The sequence below is a fragment of the [Clostridium] hylemonae DSM 15053 genome (genome assembly GCF_008281175.1).
Lineage (GTDB): Bacteria > Bacillota > Clostridia > Lachnospirales > Lachnospiraceae > Extibacter > Extibacter hylemonae.
Genome location: NZ_CP036524.1, coordinates 528,838 through 553,579 on the forward strand (window position 1 = coordinate 528,838; position 24,742 = coordinate 553,579).

Annotated in this window: 23 protein-coding genes; 21 read left to right on the forward strand and 2 right to left on the reverse strand. The window is 46.6% G+C overall.

All coding sequences use genetic code 11. From position 1 onward, the window contains the following. The first annotated feature begins 106 nt into the window (after nt 1-106). From LAJLEIBI_RS02505 to LAJLEIBI_RS02565, 13 genes are all read left to right on the forward strand, one after another. On the forward strand, nt 107-1,441 hold the full coding sequence (locus tag LAJLEIBI_RS02505) for a CCA tRNA nucleotidyltransferase (protein ID WP_040435856.1): 1,335 nt from the start codon (nt 107-109) through the stop codon (nt 1,439-1,441). Between the two features lie 152 nt (nt 1,442-1,593). Then, on the forward strand, nt 1,594-2,685 hold the full coding sequence (locus LAJLEIBI_RS02510; RefSeq protein ID WP_040435854.1) for a protein kinase family protein: 1,092 nt from the start codon (nt 1,594-1,596) through the stop codon (nt 2,683-2,685). Between the two features lie 49 nt (nt 2,686-2,734). Beyond that, nucleotides 2,735-4,468 carry a phospho-sugar mutase gene (locus LAJLEIBI_RS02515; RefSeq protein WP_040435852.1) on the forward strand — a complete coding sequence of 578 codons (1,734 nt, stop codon included), beginning with the start codon at nt 2,735-2,737 and terminating at the stop codon, nt 4,466-4,468. A gap of 144 nt (nt 4,469-4,612) precedes the next feature. Continuing rightward, nucleotides 4,613-4,921: an HU family DNA-binding protein gene (locus LAJLEIBI_RS02520; RefSeq protein WP_227056275.1), complete on the forward strand. Its 309-nt coding sequence runs from the start codon at nt 4,613-4,615 to the stop codon at nt 4,919-4,921. An 82-nt stretch (nt 4,922-5,003) separates the two neighbouring features. Further along, complete coding sequence (locus tag LAJLEIBI_RS02525; RefSeq protein ID WP_006444606.1) at nt 5,004-5,243, forward strand: RNA-binding S4 domain-containing protein; 240 nt, start codon at nt 5,004-5,006, stop codon at nt 5,241-5,243. Nucleotides 5,244-5,292: 49 nt separating this feature from the next. Continuing rightward, on the forward strand, nt 5,293-5,577 hold the full coding sequence (yabP, locus tag LAJLEIBI_RS02530; RefSeq protein ID WP_040435920.1) for a sporulation protein YabP: 285 nt from the start codon (nt 5,293-5,295) through the stop codon (nt 5,575-5,577). A 6-nt stretch (nt 5,578-5,583) separates the two neighbouring features. After that, a complete protein-coding gene (gene yabQ / locus LAJLEIBI_RS02535; protein WP_006444604.1) occupies nt 5,584-5,937 on the forward strand; it encodes a spore cortex biosynthesis protein YabQ in 354 nt (117 codons plus the stop codon). Between the two features lie 63 nt (nt 5,938-6,000). Next, nucleotides 6,001-6,324 (forward strand): FtsB family cell division protein, encoded by a 324-nt coding sequence (locus tag LAJLEIBI_RS02540; RefSeq protein WP_006444603.1) that lies wholly within the window; start codon nt 6,001-6,003, stop codon nt 6,322-6,324. Nucleotides 6,325-6,414: 90 nt separating this feature from the next. Further along, on the forward strand, nt 6,415-7,818 hold the full coding sequence (locus LAJLEIBI_RS02545) for a SpoIIE family protein phosphatase (protein WP_006444602.1): 1,404 nt from the start codon (nt 6,415-6,417) through the stop codon (nt 7,816-7,818). A gap of 70 nt (nt 7,819-7,888) precedes the next feature. After that, nucleotides 7,889-9,259 (forward strand): tRNA lysidine(34) synthetase TilS, encoded by a 1,371-nt coding sequence (gene tilS / locus LAJLEIBI_RS02550; protein ID WP_040435850.1) that lies wholly within the window; start codon nt 7,889-7,891, stop codon nt 9,257-9,259. Next, nucleotides 9,243-9,770 carry a hypoxanthine phosphoribosyltransferase gene (hpt, locus tag LAJLEIBI_RS02555; RefSeq protein ID WP_006444600.1) on the forward strand — a complete coding sequence of 176 codons (528 nt, stop codon included), beginning with the start codon at nt 9,243-9,245 and terminating at the stop codon, nt 9,768-9,770. Before tilS ends, hpt begins: the two co-directional genes overlap by 17 nt. A 16-nt stretch (nt 9,771-9,786) precedes the next feature. Then, a complete protein-coding gene (gene ftsH / locus LAJLEIBI_RS02560; RefSeq protein ID WP_006444599.1) occupies nt 9,787-11,634 on the forward strand; it encodes an ATP-dependent zinc metalloprotease FtsH in 1,848 nt (615 codons plus the stop codon). Between the two features lie 41 nt (nt 11,635-11,675). Next, nucleotides 11,676-13,724, forward strand: a complete 2,049-nt coding sequence (locus tag LAJLEIBI_RS02565; RefSeq protein WP_006444598.1) for a glycoside hydrolase family 13 protein — start codon at nt 11,676-11,678, stop codon at nt 13,722-13,724. Between the two features lie 126 nt (nt 13,725-13,850). Here LAJLEIBI_RS02565 and LAJLEIBI_RS02570 read toward each other — a convergent pair whose 3' ends face one another. After that, a complete protein-coding gene (locus tag LAJLEIBI_RS02570) occupies nt 13,851-14,186 on the reverse strand; it encodes a helix-turn-helix domain-containing protein (RefSeq protein WP_050765557.1) in 336 nt (111 codons plus the stop codon). Between the two features lie 120 nt (nt 14,187-14,306). Here LAJLEIBI_RS02570 and LAJLEIBI_RS02575 point away from each other — a divergent pair, with 120 nt between their 5' ends. From LAJLEIBI_RS02575 to LAJLEIBI_RS02595, 6 genes are all read left to right on the forward strand, one after another. Continuing rightward, on the forward strand, nt 14,307-14,864 hold the full coding sequence (locus LAJLEIBI_RS02575) for a hypothetical protein (RefSeq protein ID WP_006444596.1): 558 nt from the start codon (nt 14,307-14,309) through the stop codon (nt 14,862-14,864). A gap of 18 nt (nt 14,865-14,882) precedes the next feature. Further along, nucleotides 14,883-15,608, forward strand: a complete 726-nt coding sequence (locus tag LAJLEIBI_RS02580) for a LytR/AlgR family response regulator transcription factor (protein WP_006444595.1) — start codon at nt 14,883-14,885, stop codon at nt 15,606-15,608. Further along, nucleotides 15,605-16,909 carry a sensor histidine kinase gene (locus LAJLEIBI_RS02585; RefSeq protein WP_006444594.1) on the forward strand — a complete coding sequence of 435 codons (1,305 nt, stop codon included), beginning with the start codon at nt 15,605-15,607 and terminating at the stop codon, nt 16,907-16,909. The genes LAJLEIBI_RS02580 and LAJLEIBI_RS02585 overlap by 4 nt, the downstream gene beginning before the upstream one ends. Nucleotides 16,910-16,934: 25 nt before the next feature. Next, entirely contained in the window at nt 16,935-17,084 is a 150-nt protein-coding gene (locus tag LAJLEIBI_RS18025; RefSeq protein ID WP_006444593.1) for a hypothetical protein, read from the forward strand. Between the two features lie 80 nt (nt 17,085-17,164). Further along, on the forward strand, nt 17,165-20,290 hold the full coding sequence (locus LAJLEIBI_RS02590) for a type 2 lanthipeptide synthetase LanM family protein (protein ID WP_040435849.1): 3,126 nt from the start codon (nt 17,165-17,167) through the stop codon (nt 20,288-20,290). A 156-nt stretch (nt 20,291-20,446) separates the two neighbouring features. After that, complete coding sequence (locus tag LAJLEIBI_RS02595) at nt 20,447-21,004, forward strand: DUF3795 domain-containing protein (RefSeq protein WP_006444591.1); 558 nt, start codon at nt 20,447-20,449, stop codon at nt 21,002-21,004. Nucleotides 21,005-21,006: 2 nt separating this feature from the next. Here LAJLEIBI_RS02595 and map read toward each other — a convergent pair whose 3' ends face one another. After that, nucleotides 21,007-21,816, reverse strand: coding sequence for a type I methionyl aminopeptidase (gene map / locus LAJLEIBI_RS02600; RefSeq protein ID WP_006444590.1), 810 nt, complete (start codon nt 21,814-21,816; stop codon nt 21,007-21,009). Between the two features lie 205 nt (nt 21,817-22,021). On the opposite strand from map, the gene LAJLEIBI_RS02605 reads away from it, so the two are divergent. After that, on the forward strand, nt 22,022-23,098 hold the full coding sequence (locus LAJLEIBI_RS02605) for a 6-phosphofructokinase (RefSeq protein ID WP_006444589.1): 1,077 nt from the start codon (nt 22,022-22,024) through the stop codon (nt 23,096-23,098). Nucleotides 23,099-23,133: 35 nt separating this feature from the next. Continuing rightward, nucleotides 23,134-24,708 carry a DNA polymerase III subunit gamma/tau gene (dnaX, locus tag LAJLEIBI_RS02610; protein ID WP_040435848.1) on the forward strand — a complete coding sequence of 525 codons (1,575 nt, stop codon included), beginning with the start codon at nt 23,134-23,136 and terminating at the stop codon, nt 24,706-24,708. The last annotated feature ends 34 nt before the right edge of the window (nt 24,709-24,742 follow it).

The window sequence follows — 24,742 nt, forward strand, 5'->3', positions numbered from 1 at the left end:
CGGAGGTTTTTTAAAAAACCTCCGTCCCCAACAATATTTATATTGCAGAAGATGTTAAATAAAGGGTATGATATTACTATGTAAATTTTCAGGGGAGGTCATTGTTTTGCCAGATTTAATAATTAAACTGCCTGCGAAAGTAAATGATATCATTACGACGCTCCAGGCACATGGGTTTGAGGCGTATGCTGTGGGCGGCTGTGTCAGGGACTCTGTTCTCGGGAGGACTCCGGAGGATTGGGACATCACCACTTCTGCGATGCCGGAGCAGACAAAGTCACTGTTCCCCCGAACTTTTGATACTGGTATCGAACACGGTACAGTGACGGTATTGCTCGAGCATGAGGGATTCGAGGTCACGACTTACAGAATCGACGGGAAATATGAAGATAACCGGCATCCAAAGGAAGTTACGTTTACAAGAAGTCTGAAAGAGGACTTGCTGCGCCGGGATTTTACGATCAATGCCATGGCATATAATGAAAAAGACGGTCTGACAGATATATTTGGCGGAATGAAGGATTTAGAGAGCGGTTTGATCAGATGTGTCGGTGATGCGAAAGAAAGGTTTTCCGAAGATGCACTGCGTATCTTAAGAGGGGTGCGTTTTGCGGCCCAGCTTGGGTTTGATATAGAAGATGAGACAAAAGAGGGAATGCGCAAGCTTGCTTATACATTGAAAAATATCAGTGCAGAGCGTATACAGACAGAGCTTGTTAAGATGGTAACATCAAAGCGGCCCCAGCTTCTTATGACAGCTTATGAACTTGGCATCACGAGAGTATTTTTGCCGGAGTTTGACCGGATGATGGAGACAGAGCAGGAGACACCGCATCATATGTACAATGTGGGAGAACATACGCTCCACGCAATGAACAATGTAAGGCCGGATAAGATCTTGAGGCTTACCATGCTTCTGCACGACACAGGAAAACCAGCATATAAGACAGTAGATGCAAACGGCGTGGCACATTTTAAAAAGCATGCCCTGGAAAGTGAAAATATTGCCAGAAGTGTGCTAAGAAGGCTGAAATTTGATAATGATACACTACACAAGGTATCGAAGCTTGTCTATTATCATGATTACCGTATGCCTGCAAGAGCAAAGAACATACGCCGCGCCATGAACATGATCGGAGAAGAATTGTTCCCATATTATATGGAAGTGAGAAAAGCAGATGTTTTGGCCCAGAGTGAATATCTCAGAGAAGAGAAGATACAAAACCTGAGTGAGATAGAAAGCATATACAAAGAAATAAAAGCGGCCGGACAATGTGTGTCGCTGAAAGAGCTGGCAGTGACAGGGAAAGACCTCATAGAAGCGGGCATGGCTCCGGGGAAAGAGATAGGTGAGAAACTTAGCGAATTGCTGGCTCTTGTAATAGAAGAACCGGAGATGAACACGAAAGAAAAGCTGCTGGACCGTCTGGGGATAAAATGAAACATACGGGGGACAGGGTAAAATGAGTTGGGGACGGAGGTTTTTTAAAAAACCTCCGTCCCCAACTCATTTTACCCTGTCCCCCTTGCATATTCCGTTGTTTTATATCATACGTTAGAAAGAATATGTTATATAAAGTGCAGGGGAATGTTATGCAAGAATATGAGCTAAATGTATTAGACCAATATAATATAGATGTCACCGGCACCCGTAAGACAAGGGGTGCTATTTTATGCGACACACAACAGGGGCTTCTGCTGCTTCGGGAGGTGACGACTTCTGAGAAACGTATTCCTGCGCTTTGCGAGCTGTATGAGTATCTGAAGAGCCAGGGCTACGAATGGACGGATCCGATTCTCCTGAACAAGGAGGGAGAATACGTCAGTACAGCGGAGGACGGCGGCAAATATATATTGAAGCAGTGGTATCAGGGACGTGAGTGTGACATCCGTAAACCGGCAGAACTGCTGGCGGCGGCAGGGAATCTTGCTAAACTTCACACCGTAATGTGCCATGAACTGGAGCAGGGCGCCCCGGCCGGAGCGCATCTCGGGGAGGAATATATCCGGCATAACCGTGAGCTTAAGAAAGTGCGGAGATTTATGCGGGGGCTCTCGCCCAAAGGGGAATTTGAATTTGCATTTTTGAAATACTTTGACCAGATGTACCAGTGGGCGGACCTGGCGCTGGAGGAGCTGGAGCGTTCGGATTATGACGCATTGTACGAAGACAGCATGGAACGGGGATGCATGACCCATGGTGAATATAATTATCATAATATTCTCATCCTCTCAGGAGCCGCGGCTGCGGGGGAAGCTGTCCCGGCTTCAGTTTCCGGAAGAAACGCGCCCAGAGGAGCGGACTACAGACCGCACGGAAGCCATTCTGCGAGAGAACCACTCCGGATCGCGACGACAAATTTTGACAAATTTAAAAAAGATATCCAGGTAGAAGATTTGTATTATTTTCTCAGAAAGGTTATGGAAAAGCACGGCTGGAAAGAACGGCTCGGCGATAATATGCTGAATGCGTATTCCGCCATACATCCGCTGTCCTCCGGGGAGACCGAGTATATCAAAAACCGGCTCATATATCCGGAAAAATTCTGGAAGATCGCAGATTCTTATTATCACTCCAACAAAGCGTGGATATCAGTGAAAAGTATTGAGAAACTGAATGTGGCGATCAGGCAGACCGAGGAAAAGAAGCGGTTTTTGGAGAATATATTTTCTTTCCATTTATAGAATCCTGTTGTATAATATGAAGCATATAAGAGACAGGAGGTACTTATTTATGGAATATCTTGAAAAGTACAGAGAATGGCTGGAGAATCCATATTTTGATGAAGACACTAAGGCCGAACTTAGGGAAATCGCGGGAGACGACAGCGAGATCAAAGAGCGTTTCTATAAAGACCTGGAGTTCGGAACCGCAGGTCTGAGAGGAATTATCGGAGCAGGCACGAACCGCCTGAATATCTATACGGTCAGGAAAGCTACACAGGGACTTGCAAATTATATCATGAAACGTAACGGACAGGACAGAGGCGTTGCCATCGCGTACGATTCCAGACGTATGTCACCGGAATTTGCCGATGAGGCAGCACTCTGCCTTGCCGCTAACGGGATCAAGGCATATGTGTTCGAGACACTTCGGCCGACACCGGAGCTGTCATATGCCGTGCGTGCGCTTGGCTGCATTGCGGGTATCAATATCACGGCCAGCCACAATCCGCCGGAATACAACGGATATAAGGTATACTGGGAAGACGGCGCGCAGATCACGCCGCCTCACGACAAAGGAATTATGGACGAGGTAAAGGCTGTCACCGACTACAATACAGTAAAGACGATGGGCCTTGCAGATGCAAAGGCTGCCGGAATGTACGAAGTTATCGGCGCGCAAGTAGATGACGGTTACATCGCAGAACTGAAAAAACAGGTCATTCATCAGGACGCCATTGACGAGATGGGAAGCGAACTGAAAATTGTGTACAGCCCTCTCCACGGGACGGGGAACATACCCGCCAGAAGAATATTAAAGGAACTCGGATTTAAAAATGTTTATATCGTAAAAGAACAGGAGCTTCCCGACGGAGAATTTCCTACTGTCTCATATCCAAACCCTGAAGCGGAAGAAGCATTTACGCTCGGACTGAAATTGGCCAGGGAAGTAGATGCCGATCTCGTGCTCGCGACAGACCCGGATGCGGACCGTCTCGGTGTATACGTAAAAGATGCAAAATCAGGCGAATATAAAGTGCTCACCGGAAATATGTCAGGCTGTCTTCTGGCAGATTATGAGCTCGGCCAGCGCAAGGCGGCAGAGGGGCTTCCGGAGGACGGATACCTTATCAAAACGATAGTAACGTCCAACATGGCCGACGCCATCGCAAAAGGCTACGGCGTAGGGCTTATAGAAGTGCTGACCGGCTTCAAATATATCGGGCAGCAGATCCTGGGATTTGAGACGACCGGAAAAGGAAAGTATCTGTTCGGATTTGAAGAAAGCTATGGCTGCCTGATCGGAACACATGCAAGGGACAAGGATGCCATCGTTGCGACAATGGCTCTCTGTGAGGCGGCAGCCTACTACAAGACGAAAGGCATGACGCTCTGGGATGCAATGGTGGACATGTATGAGAGATACGGATACTATAAGGATTCCATCCAGTCCATAACATTAAAAGGAATAGAAGGGCTTCAGAAAATTCAGGAGATCCTGGAGACGCTGCGTAAGAATCCGCCGATGGAAGTCGGGGGCTACAGAGTTCTGAAGGCGAGAGATTACGAGGCTGATATCATCAAGGATATAACGACCGGAGAAGTGACGCCTACCGGACTGCCGGCATCCAATGTACTTTACTATGATCTTACAGACGATGCATGGCTCTGCGTGAGACCGTCAGGAACAGAGCCTAAGGTCAAATTTTACTACGGCATAAAAGGCACGTCTCTGGAAGATGCAGATGAAAAATCGCGCATGCTCGGCGAGGAAGTTTTGTCCATGATCAATACCATGTTATAATCGGTAAAACCCTTGGAAATACGGCAAAAACTGCGAAATTCCCTTGACAAACATAGGGAAAGAAGGTATAACAGTAACTAAGGGCAACGCCATATGGATGAAGGCGCGGGCCGTTTTTTAAAAACAGTAGAATTTTAGTAAGGGATTCTATATCTAAACAAGAGGAGGAAATTATCCATGAACAAAACAGAATTAGTAGCAGCTATCGCTGAGCAGGCAGAATTATCAAAGAAAGATTCAGAAAAAGCTTTAAAAGCTTTTGTTGATGTAATTACAGCTGAACTTAAAAAAGGTGAGAAAATTCAGTTAGTAGGATTTGGTACATTTGAAGTAAGCGAAAGAGCAGCAAGAGAGGGCAGAAACCCACAGACAGGCAAGACAATGAAGATTGCTGCATGCAAAGCTCCTAAATTCAAAGCTGGTAAAGCATTAAAAGACGCTGTTAATGCATAAGGATTAAGGCGGTTTAACAAGTAGAGAGCATACTGCTCTCTACTTTTTTAGTTCACAATAGACAGGAGGACATAGACAGATCATGCGTTTGGATAAATTTTTAAAAGTTTCCCGGCTCATTAAGCGCAGAACGGTTGCAAACGAGGCGTGCGACGCCGGCCGTGTGACGGTAAACGGAAGCGTTGCCAAAGCTTCGGTTAAGGTGAAACCGGGGGACATTATAGAGATCCAGTTCGGGACAAAGACAGTGAAAGTCGAAGTGCTCGATATACAGGAGACGACGAAAAAAGAAGAGGCAAAGGACCTGTTCAAATATTTGTAATAAAGAAGAACAACCTGTCATATGATTATGAAGAAAGGTTGTGATGCACATGGAAGAGAGACCAGTACAAAAAGGACATAAGCTGGTAGTTAATAATAGAAAAACCAGCCTGGTGACAGGCGTTATAGATGTATTATCTTTTGATTTAAATGAGATTCTTTTAGAGACAGAGCAGGGGATGATGATGGTCAAAGGGACGGATCTGCACGTAAACCGCTTAAGCCTGGAAAAAGGCGAGGTAGACTTGTCCGGCAATATTGACAGCATCGCTTACTCTGACGTTCATGCAGCAGGAAAACAAGGGGAGAATTTGTTTTCCAAACTGTTCAGGTAACTGCATATGCCGGGAATCAGAGAAGAATTTATTGTATTTGTACTGGCCGTATTGTCAGGGGCGATCGTGCGTCTTATATATAAATGTATCAGCAGTTTCAGGGAAATCGTAAAGCACAGCCTTGCCGTGATAGGGGTGGAGGATTTCTTTTTCTGGCTCGGCTCGGCGCTGTATTTGTTTGTGCAAATTTACCATACAAGTGATGGTAGCATTCGGTGGTACTTTATACTAGGTGTTGTGATTGGAGCCATTTTGGCCGCTTTTTTGATCAGGCAGGCCGAAAAAGTACACAAAAAAATGTACGCCCGCGGCAAAAAGAATTTGTCCAAAACTATTGATAAATCAGGCAAAAAAAGATAATATTATTATGATTAACGGGTGAGTATTCTGGTCTGCGGGCCGGAAAAAAGGGTGAGTATAACAATGAATGGAATTAAACAAAAGAGCCGCAGGAGACGGCAGAAAAAGCGTGTTCAGCGCCACAAAAGAAGTGTGCTGGCTATCAGTTCAGTCATACTGCTGCTACTCGTGATGGTATCCATCAACGGGATAACGCTTCGCGCGAAGGAAAAATCTTATGTCGCACAGGAGACAGAGCTCAAAAAGCAGATAAAAGAAGAAAAAAACCGGGCGTCCAAGATCGACGAACTGGAAGATTACGTAGGCACTGATGAATATGTAGAAGATGTGGCAAGAGAAAAGCTCGGCCTCGTCCACGAAGGTGAGATCATATTCAAGGCAAAATAGATTAGATGATATAATACACAGATGATGAAGCTTTAGGAAACAATATTCCTAAAGCTTTTTTGTGTTCAATAAATAAAAGGGGGAGCTATCATGGCTGAAGTAAAAGAAAAGGGTACGTTTCTGAACCCTTATGTCATACAGATGGACAAGTTCGCAGATTCACTTATGCACTTGTCCAGGACATTCCTTACACTGGAAGACTACAAAGGAACGTTCTCCAAAGAAGAGATCGAGGATATGTTTGTAAAAATAACGGACAAGGTGTGCGAAAACTGCGAGAAAAAAGAATGGTGTCTCGGCGAAAACCGGGTACATACATATCAGATGCTTTACGAAATACTATGCACGGTAGAAGAATACGGCGCCGAGCTGAATGTAGAGATAAAGAGAAAGCTTCAGAAAAAATGCATATCAGCGCCCCGGTTTCTGAGGGAGACACTGGAAGTGTTTGAAAATGCCAAGCAGATCCTGCTCTGGAACAACCGGATCGTGCAGAACCGGGAAGGGTACGCCATTCAGCTCAACAGTTTTGCAAGGATGATCCAGTACACGACAAGAGAACTGGACGCCGGCATTTTTGAGGACGAGCATCTGGAGAAAAAGCTGAAAAATCACTTGAAAAAGTTTGGCATCCGCATGCTTTCCTCTGTATTTTTCGTGACTGCCGAGGGAAAATATGAGATACATGTGACGGTAAAAGCCTCAAAAGGGCACTGTATAGCCACAAAGGAGCTGGCGGCGGAGATCGGCAGATGCGTAGGCCGCGTCATGATGCTGGAGCAGGGGGAGCGTCCGATCATCGGGGAGGACTACTGTACGGTCGCCTGTGTGGAAGGCGCCAGGTATCATACGCTGCAGGGTGTGGCCAAGATTGGAAAAGGCTGCGAAAAAATATCAGGGGACACCTTCCTTATGACAGACCTGCCCGGGGGAAAAAAAGGAGTGGCGCTGTCCGACGGCATGGGTTCCGGGGAAGACGCCCTTCGGGAGAGCACTATGGTCGTAGAGATGCTTGAGGAACTGCTGGAGGCAGGTTTCCCGGTCAAGACGGCAATTCAGATGATGAACACCGCTCTTGTCATCGGCAGAGAAGAAGTGCGCTTTTCCACGATCGACGTAAGCCTGTTTGATCTGTACAGCGGAAAATGTGAATTCGTTAAGGCGGGCGCGTCCACAACATTTATCAAAAGGAAAAGCGGGGTGGAGAGAATCAGTTCCACGACACTGCCCATCGGCGTCATACAGGATATAGAGATAGAATCTGTGGAAAAAGAGCTGGAGTCGGGAGACTTTATCATCATGGTGACGGACGGAGTCATGGATGCCCTTCCTGTTGGTGAACAGGATGTACTTATGAGTACCTTCATAGAAGGCTCCAATATTGTCAATCCGAAGGAACTTGCGCATCATATACTCGGACAAGTGCTGGAATGGACGGGGGAAGTCCCGATAGACGATATGACCGTGCTGGCGGTCGGGATGTGGAAACTGTGAGGAAAACTTGCAATTTAGAGGGAACTTCTATATATTTAAGATAAGAAAATATAAGAACTGGTGGATAAACATGTATCAGCGTGTCAAAGAATATGCGGCAGAATATCATATGCTGCAGCAGTCAGACAGAGTCATAGCAGGCGTATCGGGAGGGGCAGATTCCATATGCCTTCTTTTCGTGCTTCTGGAATTGAAAAAGGAGATAGGCTTCTCCGTGACGGCAGTTCATGTCCACCACGGGCTGCGGGCAGAGACTGCGGACAGGGATGCGCAGTACGTTGAAAAGATCTGCCGCGAACAGAAAGTAGAGCTTTTAGTTTATCATGAAGACGTGAAGACATACGCGGCTGAACACAAGCTGACGGTGGAAGAGGCCGGCAGAGAGGTGCGCCGCGCCGCGTTTAAGGAAGTGCTGAGAAAGAAACAAGGCACGAAGATAGCGCTGGCCCATCATCAGAACGACAATGCGGAGACGCTGCTTCTAAATCTCTGCCGTGGAACCGGACTTAAAGGCATGGGCGGGATCCCGCCGGTTGAAGGGGTGTGGATCCATCCACTTTTATGCCTGAAAAGGAAAGAAGTGGAATCATATCTTGAAGAACGGGGAATATCATATTGTACGGATGAAACAAATTCAGAGGACAGCTATGCCCGGAATAAGATCCGCAACCAGGTGATTCCCTATCTGGAAAAAGAGATCAACGCGCAGGCATCTGAACATATGGCGGAGACGGCAAGGCAGATGCGGCTTCTCGGAGCATACGTGGATTCACAGGCCGCGGAGCAGGAAAAAGCCTGCGTGGACACAGACGGGGCGGGGAGAAGTCTGCTACTGAAGAAGGAGTTTGCGCGTGTGCCGGAAGTGCTGAGACCGTATGTGATACACCGCATTCTCTGCCGGACTGCGGGCAGGAGCAAAAATATAGAAGCGGTCCATGTAAGGCTTATAACAGAACTCATGCACAGGCAGGTGGGCAGACGGCTCTGTCTGCCTTACGGTGTGACGGCTGTGCGGTGTTACGAAGGCATCCGCTTTACAAAGGAAGGCCGGCAGTCTGCCGGCGGCGGAAAAACGGAAGATATGCATATGACATGCCGCGTGATCGAGAGGACAGGCGAGATGAGAACATTTCCCAAATCCCCCTACACGAAATGGTTTGATTATGATATAATAAAGAATACTGTTAAAATGAGGCACAGGGAGCCGGGAGATTACCTTACCATTGACAGAGACGGCAGGACCCAGAAGCTGAAACAGTTTTTTATCAATGAAAAAATACCACAGGAAGAAAGAGACCAGATATGGCTCGCGGCCGACGGACATCATATTATGTGGGTGGTGGGCGTAAGGCAGAACCAGAAATATCAGGTAACGGAAGAGACGAAAAGAATTCTGGAAATAGAAGTAGACGGAGGAAAAAGAGATGGCAGAGACTGTTAAAGTATTGTTGTCGGAGGAAGAAGTTGCAAAGAGAATCGATGAATTAGGCAGGAAGATCAGTGAAGATTATGCAGGACGCCAGGTACACCTTATCTGTGTGTTAAAAGGCGGAGTGTTCTTTATGTGTGAACTGGCAAAGAGAATCACAGTTCCGGTATCCATGGACTTTATGAGCGTCAGCAGCTACGGGGACGGCACGTCCTCAAGCGGTGTCGTAAAGATCGCCAAGGATCTGGATGAGGCGCTGGAAGGCAAAGATGTACTCGTTGTTGAGGACATCATTGATTCAGGAAGAACGCTGTATTATCTGCTCGACATACTTGCCAAGAGACATCCAAACAGCATGAAGCTGTGCACACTGCTGGATAAGCCGGAGAGACGCGTAAGAGACGTCACGGTTGACTATGTCGGGTTTGAGATTCCGGACGAATTCGTAGTGGGATATGGGCTGGATTACGCTCAAAAATATAGAAATCTACCATACATCGGTGTAGTAGAAGGTGTGGAGTAGAAAGGGGCTATAAACATTGAACGAGAAAAAAGGAAGAGGGCTGAGCGGTGTGACCCTGCTTATCTTTGTCGTGTTTTTATTCGCGGCGCTGTGGTTCACCAACCAGTTTGACCAGAAAGAAAAAGAATTGACCTGGAAGCAGTTCCAGAAGGTGATCGAGAAAGACAATGTAGAGTCTGTGGTGGTCTCTCAGAATAAAAATGTTCCTACAGGCCGGGTGGAAATAGAGCTAAAGGACAAAAAGACCTCGGACAGCGAGGTAAAATACTATTATGTATCTGATGTCAATGACATTCAGGACTATCTGAAAGACAAGAACATAGAGTATGAGATGCCGGATGTGCCGCAGGACAGCTGGCTGACAACTACGATCGTTCCCATGCTGCTCATGTTCGGCGGTATACTGATCATATTCTTCTTCATGAACCGCCAGGGCGGCGGCGCCAACGCCAAAGCCATGAGCTTTGGGAAGAGCCGGGCGCGGCTGAGCACGGAAATGGACAAAAAGATAACATTTGCCCAGGTTGCAGGTCTGACGGAAGAAAAAGAGGAACTGGAGGAAATCGTAGATTTCCTTAAGTCACCGAAAAAGTATATTCAGGTGGGAGCGCGTATCCCGAAAGGCGTACTGCTCGTGGGCCCTCCGGGGACAGGAAAGACACTTCTTGCCAAAGCTGTGGCAGGAGAAGCCGGTGTGCCATTCTTTACGATCTCAGGTTCTGATTTTGTGGAAATGTTCGTCGGCGTCGGCGCTTCCCGTGTACGTGACCTTTTTGAGGAGGCAAAGAAGAACGCCCCCTGCATTATATTTATCGATGAGATCGACGCGGTGGCGAGACGGCGCGGAACCGGTATGGGCGGCGGCCACGATGAAAGAGAACAGACGTTGAACCAGCTGCTCGTAGAGATGGACGGATTCGGGGTGAACGAGGGAATTATCGTGATGGCCGCAACAAACCGTGTCGATATTCTCGACCCTGCGATACTTCGTCCCGGACGATTTGACAGGAAGGTCATGGTAGGACGGCCTGACGTCAAGGGCAGGGAAGAAATACTGAAGGTGCACGCAAAAGGAAAGCCGCTCAGCGAGGAAGTGGACTTAAAGCAGATCGCGCAGACTACAGCCGGATTTACCGGCGCGGATCTTGAAAATCTCTTAAACGAGGCGGCCATCATTGCGGCAAAAGACAGCCGGATCTATCTGAAACAGGAAGATATAAGAAAAGCGTTTGTCAAAGTCGGAATCGGGGCGGAAAAGAAAAGCCGCGTCATTTCCGAGAAAGAAAAACGGATCACTGCGTTCCATGAGGCCGGGCATGCGATACTGTTCCACGTACTGCCGGATGTAGGGCCGGTGTACAGTGTTTCCATTATACCGACCGGGGGCGCAGGCGGATATACAATGCCTCTTCCTGAAAACGATGAGATGTTTAACACGAGAGGAAAGATGCTGCAGGATATAACGGTTGCGCTCGGCGGCCGCGTGGCTGAGGAAGAAGTGCTGGATGATATCACGACCGGCGCGTCACAGGATATCAAACAGGCGACAAGTCTTGCGAAATCCATGGTGACAAAATTCGGTATGTCGGAGGCGGTAGGCCTTATCAATTATGACGACGACAGTGATGAGGTCTTTATAGGCCGCGACCTGGCGCACGCGTCCAGAGGATATGGGGAAAGCGTTGCCACAGTTATCGACCAGGAAGTAAAACGTATAATAGACGACTGCTATGCCAGGGCAAGAAGCATAATCAAAAAGTATGATGATGTACTGCACGCATGCGCCCAGCTGCTGCTGGAAAAAGAAAAAATATCAAGGGATGAATTTGAGTCTTTATTTACAGGAGAGGTGTCTGAGGCTTAAAAATATATTATATATAAAAATATAGAGAGGAATTGAGTTGCATGAAGGAACAAGCTTTGTTTTGTGATGGGACCGCAAGCTATGTCAGTCCGCCGGAGCCGGCGGAAAACGAGATGGTGACGCTGAGGTTCCGTACAGCCAAAGATGATGTGGAATGCGTCCGCCTTGTAACCAGAGTTGGGGGTTACGAAATGGAAAAGTCAGATACAAGAGGCGGATTTGACTATTACACGATCAACTGGCGGCTGAATGAGGAGCGTTTCCACTATTGCTTTGAAATCCGCTCTGGTGAAGACGTCTGTTTTTACAACAGATGTGGTGTGTCAAAAGAGGTTGTAGAATTTTATGATTTTGTAATTGCACCGGGATTTTCCACACCGGATTGGGCAAAGGGAGCAGTGATGTATCAAATATACACCGACCGCTTCTGCAATGGGGATAAGTCCAATGACGTAGAGTCAAATGAATACTTTTATATCGGAGGCTACAGCAGGAAAGTCACGGACTGGAACAAGTATCCCGACACGATGGGCGTGCGTGAATTTTACGGCGGAGACTTAAAAGGTGTTATGCAAAAGCTCGACTATCTGCAGGAGCTTGGAGTAGAGGTGCTGTATTTTAATCCGCTGTTCGTATCTCCGTCAAATCATAAATATGACATTCAGGATTACGATTATATAGACCCTCATTATGGAGTGATCGTGGAAGACGGAGGAGAGGTCCTGCCTGAGGGCGTGACCGATAACTCCCAGGCAGGCAAGTATCAGAAACGTACGACAGACCGCAGAAATCTGGAAGCCAGCAATCAGTTATTTATAGAACTGGTACAGGAACTTCACAGGCGGGGAATGAAGATCATACTGGACGGGGTGTTCAATCATTGCGGTTCATTCAATAAATGGATGGACAGAGAGAGAATATATGAAAGCCAGAGCGACTATGCCAAAGGGGCATATGTATCCCCGGACAGTCCGTACAGGAGTTATTTTAGATTTTATAAAGAAGAGCCGGAAAACTGGCCGTATAATTCTAACTATGACGGATGGTGGGGACACGATACTCTGCCGAAATTAAATTATGAAGATTCTGTAAAACTGGAAAATTACATTTTATATATCGGGCGCAAGTGGGTATCACCACCATACAGTGTGGACGGCTGGCGCCTTGACGTGGCGGCGGACCTTGGCCGGAGCAATGAGTATAACCATCAGTTCTGGAAGAAATTCAGAGAGGCGGTAAAGGACGCCAATCCCGACGCGATCATACTTGCGGAACATTACGGCGATCCAAGCGACTGGCTCAGAGGCGACGAGTGGGATACGGTCATGAACTATGACGCATTTATGGAGCCGGTCACCTGGTTTCTGACTGGTCTTGAAAAGCACAGTGATGAAGCGCGCGAAGAGCTGGCGGGCAATGCGGACAATTTTGTGGGCTCTATCTCACACCATATGTCCAATATGCTCACCCCGTCTCTTCAGGTGGCCATGAATGAGCTGTCAAATCACGACCACTCAAGATTTTTGACGAGGACAAACCACATGGTGGGCCGCGTTGAGAAGCTTGGTCCCAAGGCGGCAGAGGCATATGTGAATCCCGCCGTCATGCGGGAGGCAGTCGTTATACAGATGACATGGGTAGGGGCGCCGACCGTATATTACGGAGATGAGGCCGGTGTCTGCGGATTCACAGATCCTGACAACAGACGTACGTATCCGTGGGGAAATGAAGATATGGAGATGCTCTCCTTTCATAAAGAGATGATACGCATACACAAAGAGCACAAAGCGCTGCGGACGGGCTCGCTGAATATGCTGTCATGGGAAGAAAATGTCCTGACATACGGGCGCTTTCTTGAGGAGGAGCAGATCATCGTGATCATCAATAACAGAAGCGAGCTCACGGAAGTGACCGTGCCGGTATGGAGGGCCGAAGTGCCGGAGAAATGCAGGATGAAACGGCTCATATACTCTTATTCTAAAGGACATACGGCGGAGTATGAAGAATATCTTGTTGCGGACGGGGAACTGGTCGTCAATATGGGAGCCCATTCCGCGCTTGTTCTGGAGACGATCAAAGAAGAAAAATAAGGACATAAAAAGAATAAACAAGAAAAACAGGCAGAAATGCCTGTTTTTTATTAACCCCGGACATACCTGTTTGGGGACATAAATTCACTGTTTAAAGACAAGGATACAAAATAGTTTATAAACGTGTTATCTTTTATCCATAAAGTTATTAAATGACTCAACAAATGATAATAAATATTGTTTTTCAGGAACAGTCATCATATCCACTTGATAAAAGATTTGTTCGGTAAGTGCATCTGAAGGCTCGCCCGTATGACGAAAAAAATCACGGAGTAAATCTTCCAGACCTACGTTCATTATATCGGCCAGCATAAGAAGTTTCTTGATGCTTGGAAGAATTTTCCCATTTTCGAGACGGCTGATAAAGCTGGAAGACATGTTCGCCTTTTCGGCCAGTTCTTCCTGCGTAAGACCGGCATTTAGCCGTGCCTGCTTAACTCTGAATCCGATTTTTTCTTCCATAATGGCTCCTTTCACTTTTGGGATTAGTTTAACAATATTTTCAGAAAATATGAAATAACTAATATGCATACATCTTTACTAATATGCAAGTAGTTGGCATGTAAGACGGAGACGGAATGAATGATAAAACATACGAGGGAGAACGCAGAGACTATCCGGCTGGCCGTAATGAATTTGGAGAGAGAAGGACTTGAGACCGGTAAAGTGCTTATGGGTAGTATAAGATGGCTTTATGAAAAGTATCTGATAACCGGTGACGAGAGGTTTGTGCGATTGTCACTGGCGCATATTCAGGTGTATCTTGAGCTGGGAAACAGCTACGAAGACAACGGCAGTTTATTTGACAGTATTATAAAGCTTCTCGACATAAAGAAGGAAGAACTGTTCCTTGAACTGTATAAAGACTGCCCGGTGATAAGGGCGAACAAGAGCCAGGTAAGGAGCATGATCGGAAGATGGAATCCTCATATACATTCGATGTCGATTCAGGAAGTAATTGATGATATAATAGAGAAGGTAAATAATGGAAAAGACGGAGTATATTACTACTACAGCGGGAAAAAGCTGGACAGCAGCAAAAATGTTGTGCCAAAGGATAAATACCGTCTGACGATACAGGGGGAACGGGCACAGTTTTGGGACATGCGCCGCAACCGGTATTTTACGATAAAAAGATAAAGGTTAGAGAGATACGTTATGATTAGAGTGGCGATCGTTGATGACAATCAGGAAATCGTGGATTTAGTCTACAAGATTGTCGTGGACAAAATGGGGAAAAATCAGGAGCAGCTTGACAACATCAAATGCTTTACAAAACCGGTAACGCTCAAATATGAACTGGAAGAAAAGAGGCAGTATGACTTGTATCTTCTGGACGTTGAGATGCCGGGTGTGAACGGGATAGAGCTGGCAAAATATATAAGAAAAGTACAGGAAAATGCGTATATCGTATTCCTTACGTCTCATCCCGAATTTGCCATATACAGCTATGACCTGAGCATTCAGGCTTACCAGTATATTTTAAAGGGCAAAATGAAGACAACACTGCCGTATGTTCTTGAGAAGATTCAGAATAACCTGAAAAACAAGACAGAGCAGTTTCTCGTAATACATAATAATATACGTTACGAAAAGATAGATCATCAGAAGATAATCCGTATGTACAAAGAAGGCAAGAATACAGTCATAGTGACCGACAATGAGATTCATAAGAAGAGGTCAACGCTGGAAAAAGTCCTCAAGGAGCTGGAAGGTTCTTCTTTCATACAGATTGAACGGGGAAGTATTGTAAATATAGAGCGCGTTGACAAGATTTTGAGAAATGAAGTCCATATGGATAACGGCGATGTCCTGGAGATAAGCAGGGCTAACGTCAAGTCAGTGAAGCAGAGGATCAACCAATACTGGGGAGAGCATATATGATCGTGGAAATACTGCAATTCTTTCTGGCGCTGGCGGAGATCGGAGTCTGTTTTTGGGCCTGTGATAAGTTGATCTATCATGGCGAAGTTGTGGGGAGACATCGTGGGTATTTTGCGGTGTGCACTTGTTTGATGGCGATCCTTGTAGTCTATAATAGAAGAGTTGCATTTTTATCTTTCTTAGTATTAGGGGCTGAAATTGCCACATTATGGTTGGGGATATTCGTTTATTATCGTAAAAAGGCTTTATTAAGTTTTATTTTTGTTTTTGACACCTTGCTGCTTACAACTCTTTTGGATTTGGGATTCTCATTTTTTTCGATAAGTATTTTAGGTGAAAGCTTTTGGAGTAAAGTCTATTATAATATAAGTTTAGGACGAATTTGTATTTACGCCGTATCAAGAGTCGTACTGTGTGTTATATGTTTTGTCCTTCAGCACTGTGCCAAAAAGTTTCGGTTTCAAGTTGAGGATTATAAGGGAGTATTGTTTGGTTTTGGAACTATTGGCTGTATATGGGGCTGGTGGCTTCTGAGAACTTTGCTTGACAGAAGCAGTAAAAATAATTTGGGGGATAGTTTATTTGTAATTACGTGTCTTGCGATACTGATTGCACTCATGGCTATTGAACTTAAAAGTATTTATCTAAAGATGCAGTCACAGATGATACAAATGAAAAATGAACTGCTTGAAAAGAATTACGACAATTTTTCGGATTTATATGAGAATAGCAAATATATTTATCATGATTTCAAAAACCATATGATACTATTAAGGAATTATTTGGAACGTGAGGAATATATAAAGGCGAAGCAATATCTGGAAGACATAGTAGAGCCTTTGGAAGAACTGAGTAATTATACCTATTGTAATTCCCAAGTCTTAAATTTAGTGCTTAATTTGAAGGGATACGAGTCAAATCAAAAAGGGATCAGATTTTGGACTGAAATTGAGAATATTTCATATCAGTATATTGATGAAAATGATTTAGGTATTATTTTCTTTAATCTTCTAGATAACGCGATCGAGGCATGCGAGAAAATTGAAGAAAAGGAAAAATGGATCCATGTTGCAGTTAGAAATAAAAAACAAATGTCCATTATTAAAATAGAAAATAGTATTGAAAGACAAGTTTTAGTCAAGGATGGAAAATACATTACTGAAAAAGAAAATAAGACAATACATGGGCTTGGCTTACAATCAGTGAAGACGTTAGTTGAGAAATATGATGGTGAGGTGCAGTGCAGCCATACCGAGGATATATTTTCAGTGGTAATTACATTCTTTGAGAATGGATTATAAATATTGATTAAAGGAGGAGATTAAAATGCAAAGAGAAGAGAAAAATGTAGAGATTACTGGGGATTTAAGTCTGGAGTTTAAAGAAATGCAGAAATTAGTTGACGAAGAAGTCGGCGTGCCATATTCTACATGGTCAAAAGCATGTACTACATTCTTTACAATAATCTGCTGTTAAGTTGAAAAAGGGTAAGGGCTTGATGCTCTTACCTTTTCTTAAACTATAAATTATATAAAATGATTACTTATGAGGTGCATATGAGCGACACAAGAGAATCTTATCTATGGGAGCGAACTTACGATAACACAGAATATACTCCCCCAAAGACAGACACGGAAGAACTAAAATTCTGGAACAGAACGATGGGAGAAGAATTTTTTAAAGAACTATACACCAACATCCCGAAAATACAGAGCTATTTAACGAACCAGCCATATGAGACGGATCGCGGGGAAGCTGCGCGGCTTTTTAATAAATATGAATGTAATGAACGTGGAATTCCCCAGGAAGCAGCGGATTTTATAGCTAAATATGAGTCTGAGAATTTTATTCAGTTTTATACGCCTTATCTGGCAGCGGGAATATTGAGGCTGAAACATCTTATTGTGAAGGATGACATATGCAGGCCGGAAGTATATGAGCAGTATTTGCGCTCTCTGTTTACAAAGATTCAAAAAATATGTATCCGAACTTTGATACATGAGATACGGCAGTGCAAAGTAAATGGGGAGCTGGAAGGGAAGGACGCTTCTGGTGAATATGAGTATTTTATAAAACAAGTGGTGACCGGGGAGTGGAGAAACAGCCTTTTCGGCAAATACCCGGTTCTGGCAAGAAGTGTAGCGGAAGCGGTGGAGCTGTCGGCTCAACTGTATGCTGAGGCGGTAAACAGGCTCAGTGATGCGTCCAAAGAAATCACAGAACAAATTTGTGAGGAGAGGACATTTACATATATTACCGGCATAGAAGGGGACATCGCGGACTCCCACAGGGGCGGAAAGAGTGTGCTCAAAATAAGTCTCGACAACGGCATGACAGTTATATACAAACCGCACAGCCTGGAAAATGAAACGGTATTCCACGAGCTTCTCCGGCAGCTGGGGAACAGATGCGGGATGGAGATGTACCGGATGAAGAAGGTAGAAGGCAGTGACTGGGGGTTTTGTGAATGTGTGAAACATCAGGAGTGTGCCTGCCGGGAAGAAATGGAACGGTATTACCGCAGAATGGGGCTGTGCATTTTCGTATTTTATCTGCTCGGTACGAATGATATCCACAGTGAAAATATTATTGCCCATGGCGAGTATCCGGTGCTTGTAGACTTGGAGAATATTATGAGCGCGCCGGAGGAGTTCGAGGCAATGAACATTACAGAGAAGGTACAGTATTTTCTGCATAAGTCTGTGCTGTATTCCGGCGCGCTCCCGAGCTGTAAGTGGATAAGCGGCGGCGGTAATGTCAATGTGAGCGGAGTCGGAGGGCGGGGAGGCAGCCGGATGCCGTTTAAGGTGCCCCGGGTCGTAAACAGCAGATCATCCGATATACAGATACAGTATGTACATCCGGTTCTTGACCCGGACGACAATATACCTGTGCTTCAGGGAAGGCCGGCGGATCCGGAGCGGTATCTGGACGATATGACAGAGGGCTTTAAAGCAGCGTATATGTGGGCGCTTTGTAACCGCAGGGAGCTGCAGCAGTGGACGGAACCGCTGAAATGCGTAGAGAGCCGGTATCTGCTTGCGGATACACAGCGTTATGTCATGTGCCAGAACAGTTCGTATCACCCGGCGCTTATGACAGACGGGGCGAGACGCCAGATATATCTGTACACGATGTGGTATGGAAGAAGTATGGAAAGTAAAGGTGACAGGCAGGTCGTTGAGTGGGAGGTAAAGGACCTGCTGAATCACGATATACCGTTCTTTTATTTCATTTCCTCAGAAAAGCATTTGTATCATGCGGACGGAAAACGGCTGGAGGGGTATTTTGCCAGAACGTCCTATGATATGCTGCTTGAGCGGATCCAGGATCTGAATGAAGCAGATATGTCAAACGAGCTTGAGCTGATTGAAATGACGATTGTGCTGCAAAGTCAGGCGGAAAAGGAACTTATGAACGAGGGGACAGAAGACGGAGGCAGTGTAGCGGGTGAATTTAAACCGGATGAGAAAAATAAGCTGCTTGAGATGGCGGTTGAAATAGGGGAGAGGCTTCTTGCGGGGGCGGTAAATGTTGACGGCAGCGAAAAAGGATGGTACATGGCTTGTGTGACTACGGACGGAAGTCTTGGCTGGATGATTCAGCCGGTAGATATGTATCTCTACAGCGGAGTTATGGGAATTGCTGTTTTTCTGCATCTGCTGCACGAGTATTCCGGCAGCAGGGAGTTCGGCTGCGCGGCGTCACAACTGGACCGCCAGTTATTTGCCTATACGGACTACATGCGGGAGACTAAGGCGGATGACATGGCGTCGGGGATCTACAATGGAGAGGCGTCCATCGTGTATGGTTATCTGTTTCTTTATAAGAGGACGGGGAATGAGGAGTATCTGACATATGCCCGGAGGCACGGGGAGATCGTCGTAAGATGTGCCTGCAGGGATGTAAACTATGACTTGCTGGACGGGCTGGCAGGGGCGGTTTACGCATGCTGCCTGCTCTATGAGTGCACAGAGGATGAGGGCTGGCTTAAATGCGCGAAGGAGGCGGCAGGGCGCCTGATTAAAGCGGCGGTAAAGACCGAAGACGGCCTGTGCTGGAAAAATGCTCAGTCAGAGGAGGCGCTGCTTGGTATGTCTCATGGAAATGCCGGTATTATGACTGCATTTGCGGCGCTCTGCCGGGTGTGCAAAAAGGCAGAGTATATGGAGGCGTTCAGGCAGGCGCTTTGTTACGAGGATAAATGTTATGATCCCGGGCTGAAAAACTGGACGGACTTCAGGGCAGTCAAAAGTGCAGACAGGAAGTTGGCGGATACGGTGGCCTGGTGTCATGGCGCGGGTGGAATTCTCATGTCCAGACTTATGTCGGCAAACATGGAGCAGGAAGAGCTTGGGGACCTGATCGAGTTTGATGTGAAACGGGCGTCTGCAAAGCTTGCCGGGAAATGCGTAAGGGAGGGAATGTGTCTCTGCCACGGGAGTCTCGGGAATCTGCTCATGCTGCAGGAGTATTGTAAATTTACAGGAGACAAGGAGGCGGAACACATCAGGCAAAGAAATTTAAAGTATGTATATGAGAAACTGAAAGACAATGATTTCTGCCTTCTGCCCCAGGAAAGATACAATCCGGGTCTGATGAGCGGATATACGGGAGTCGGCTATGGGCTGCTCGCCCTGTATGATGACAGGCTCGCTGATATTCTCTGTCTGGAGATTTAGTATGTACAGAGAGCTATGGTTCTCTTGAAGAATTTCCTGTTTTTGTATTGTCGAATGATGTTATAATGAAAACATATTGAGTATTCCTTATGATCTGATGTTTCGGATATTTGATGGGCGGCCGGGAGGATCGGGGGAACAGGAGGTACTGCGTTAATGAAAGATTTTAAAAGGGATAACTTATTGTTGTCGCTCTGCGGGCTGAACTGTGGTCTTTGCCCTATGCGGCTGGGGGATCACTGCCCCGGCTGCGGAGGGGGAGAGGGCAACCAGTCATGCCGGATAGCAAAATGCAGCCTGTCCCATGACAAGGTGGAATATTGCTGTGAATGCGGCAGTTATCCGTGCGGTAAGTATGAAGGCATCGATGAATTTGACTCCTTTATAACGCACCGCAACAGGAGGAAAGATCTTCAGAAGTTAAAGCAGGCAGGGGTGGATCTCTATGTGGCGGAGCAGGAAGAGAAAGTGCGCATACTCCGCTTTCTGCTGGAGAATTATAACGACGGGAGGCGCAAGAATTTTTTCTGTGTGGCCGTGAATCTTCTGGAACTGCAGGATATAAGACGGATCGTAGAGCAGGCCGAGGCGGAGACTAAGCAGGACGGATCAGAATTAAAAGAAAAGGCTGCCTGTATAGTGCGGTTATTCAGGGAAACGGCAGACGGGCAGAATATAGAGCTGAAACTGAGAAAAAAACCCGGTAAGAAATAATTTTACCGGGTTAAAACTTCTGCACCTTTCTCGGTGATCAGAACCATATATTCGATCTGCGCGGACAATCCGCCGTCCATTGTGTATACGGTCCAGCCATTTTTTTCATCTACATAAAAGTCCGGGCCGCCTTCATTTATCATAGGTTCTATTGTAAACATCATTCCGGGGACGAGCACCATTTCACTGCCCTTTGGTGTGACATAGCTTACATACGGGTCTTCGTGGAATTCAAGTCCGATTCCGTGTCCGCCGATGTCTTCCACTACAGAATAGCCATTTTGCCGGGCGTGTGTGTTGATCGCACTGGCGATATCGCCGAGATGGCCCCACGGTTTCGCTTCCTTTAATCCGAGTTCTACACATTCCTCTGTCACTTTCACGATTTTTGCGGCACGCCCGGAGATGCTGCCGATGGTGAACATTCTGGAGGCGTCGGAAAAATATCCGTCCAGTATCGTGGACACATCTACATTAATTATATCTCCATTTTTAAGAATCTCATTTTCATCCGGAATCCCGTGGCAGACGACATTATTGACAGAAGTGCAGACACTCTTCGGGAACCCCTGGTAATTCAGCGGCGCCGGAATCCCGCCGTGCGCTGTTGTATAGTCATACACGAGCCGGTCGATTTCTGCTGTATTCATACCTTCACAAATATGAGCCGCAACATGATCAAGCACTGCCGTATTCAGAGCAGCGCTTTTTTTGATGGCCTCGATCTGATCCGGCGTTTTCAAAAGAGAACGGTCTGGTACGATCTGCCCCTTGGCAGCGAGCGACCAGAGTTTGATATCTAGTTTATCCATATTTTCCCTGCTTTCTGTTTATTCATAATATACAATATGCTATATTATAGCACTTTATATGCGATTAGGGACACCCTGAATTTGGCTGGGGACGGGGGAAATTTAAATTTCCCCCGTCCCCAGCCAAATTCAGGGTGTCCCTAATTGTCTTCGCGCCGGAAATGGGTTATAATACTTATAAGTATGCACAGAAAGGAGTGGGTATATGTTTCGAATAGGAATGCTTACAAGCGGTGGAGACTGCCAGGCATTGAACGCCGCCATGCGCGGGGTGGTCAAAGGAATTTGTTCTAAGATACAGAATGTTGAGATTTATGGATTCCAGGAAGGTTATAAAGGTTTAATATATTCTAATTTTAAAATGCTGACTTCCAAAGATTTTTCAGGGATACTGACTTTGGGAGGAACGATTCTCGGGACGTCCAGGCAGCCGTTCAAGATGATGCGGGTGCCGGATGAGGACGGGCTTGATAAAGTAGAGGCCATGAAGCACACTTATCACAAGCTGAACCTGAACTGCCTTGTTGTGCTTGGCGGCAACGGGACTCATAAGACGGCAAATATGCTGCGCGAAGAAGGGCTCAATGTGATAACGCTTCCGAAGACGATCGACAACGACCTCTGGGGGACGGATATGACGTTCGGTTTCCAGAGTGCGGTCGACATTGCCACAGACACGATTGACCGGATACACACGACCGCAACTTCTCACAGCAGGGTGTTTATTATTGAAGTTATGGGCCATAAGGTAGGATGGGTCACGCTTCATGCAGGTATTGCGGGCGGTGCGGATATTATTCTGCTCCCTGAGATCCCGTATGATATTGATGTGGTAGTGGATGCGATCAATAAGAGGAAAGACGCCGGAAAGCGTTTTACGATCATTGCGGTAGCCGAGGGCGCCATATCAAAGGAAGATGCAAGCCTTTCCAAGAAGGAGCTTAAGGCTAAGCAGGCGAAGAATTCGTATCCTTCTGTGGCTTATGAGATTTCTGAGAAGATCCAGAAAAAGACAGACCAGGAGGTTCGTATTACGGTGCCGGGCCATACGCAGAGAGGCGGCTCACCGTGCGCGTATGACCGTGTGCTGGCGACGAGGCTTGGCGCTGCGGCGGCAGAGGCGATCATGGATGGAGATTTCGGCAACATGGTGGCGGTGAGGAATAATGAGACTGTCCGTGTTCCGCTGGCCGAGGTTGCAGGAAAACTAAAATATGTAACTCCGACAAGTGATATCATTAAAGAAGCAAAGCTTACAGGGATCAGTTTCGGGGATGCATAGACAACAAACAGAAAACAGGCAGGAGTGTAGATAAAATGTCATACATGGCATTATACCGGAAGTTTCGTCCGGATGAATTTGAAGATGTTAAGGGGCAGGATGCAATAGTCAAGACGCTGAAAAACCAGATAAAAGCAGACCGTATCGGACATGCCTACTTGTTCTGCGGGACAAGAGGGACAGGGAAGACAACGGTTGCAAAAATATTTGCAAAAGCGGTAAACTGTGAGCATCCGGTTGACGGAAGCCCCTGCGGGGAATGTGCGATGTGCCGTACGATCGCCTCAGGGACTTCCATGAACGTGATAGAGATCGACGCCGCTTCCAACAACGGCGTGGACAATATCCGCGAGATACGGGAAGAAGTTGCATACAGGCCGACGGAGGGCCGCTTTAAAGTATACATTATCGATGAGGTCCATATGCTCTCCATCGGAGCGTTCAATGCACTGCTCAAGACGCTGGAGGAGCCGCCGGAATATGTGATCTTTATACTGGCTACTACCGAAGCGCATAAAATACCGATCACTATATTGAGCAGGTGCCAGCGCTATGATTTTAAACGGATCTCTATTGAGACCATATCCGGCCGGCTCCGGGAATTGATAGAAAAAGAAGAGTGGGATGTGGAAGAGAAGGCAGTGCGCTATATCGCAAGGATGGCGGACGGTTCCATGAGAGACGCGCTCAGTCTGCTTGACCAGTGCGCCGCGTTTTATATCGGGGAGAGGCTTACGTATGACCATGTGCTTGAGGTGCTGGGAGCTGTGGATACGGAGGTGTTCAGCCGTCTTCTCAGGGAGCTGCTTGACATGGACGTCCATCAGGTGATCGAGACGGTGGAAGAGCTCGTTATGCAGGGGAGAGAACTGTCGCAGCTGGCGGCCGATTTTACGTGGTATCTGAGGAACTTATTGCTTGTGAAAGGCTCCGACAATATGGAGGATGTACTCGATGTGTCTACCGAAAATCTCATTCAGCTCAAAGAAGAGGCACAGATGATTGACAACGACACATTAATCCGCTATATTAGAATTTTCTCGGACCTTACGAATCAGCTGAAGTTTGCGACTCAGAAGAGAGTGCTTCTTGAAGTTACGCTCATTAAATTATGCAGACCGGCTATGGAGACGAAGCCGGATACGCTTCTTGACCGTATCCGGGCAATAGAGAAGCAGCTGGGACAGGGGCTTCCGGCGGCGGAAGTGAAAGAAAAAGTAGTCTATGTAAATGCAGATGAAGCCGCACAGCCGGCGCAGAAGCCAAAACCGCAGCTTCCGGCGGCGCTGAATGAGGATGTAAAAGCAGTGGCACAGGATTTCCGCGGAATCGCAAACGAGGCGTCTCCCATGCTGCGCAACTATCTGAAACGGGCCAGGCTAAGCGCGGGCGAAGGCAACCGCCTTCTCATAGTGCTCCCCGATGAAGTGAGCGCGGGTGTAGTGGGAACCGAGGCGCACAAGGCAGAGGTGGAGCAGCTCATTGAGGACAGGATCGGGAAAAAGGTAGTGCTGGAAGTCCGGTTTGTTGAGACGGGACGCCAGTTTGAAGACAGCTTTGTGGACATAGAAAAGCTTATCCACATGGATATAACTGTAGAAGACGAATAATATTAAAAATAACAGAAAAGACAGGAGGATTTAA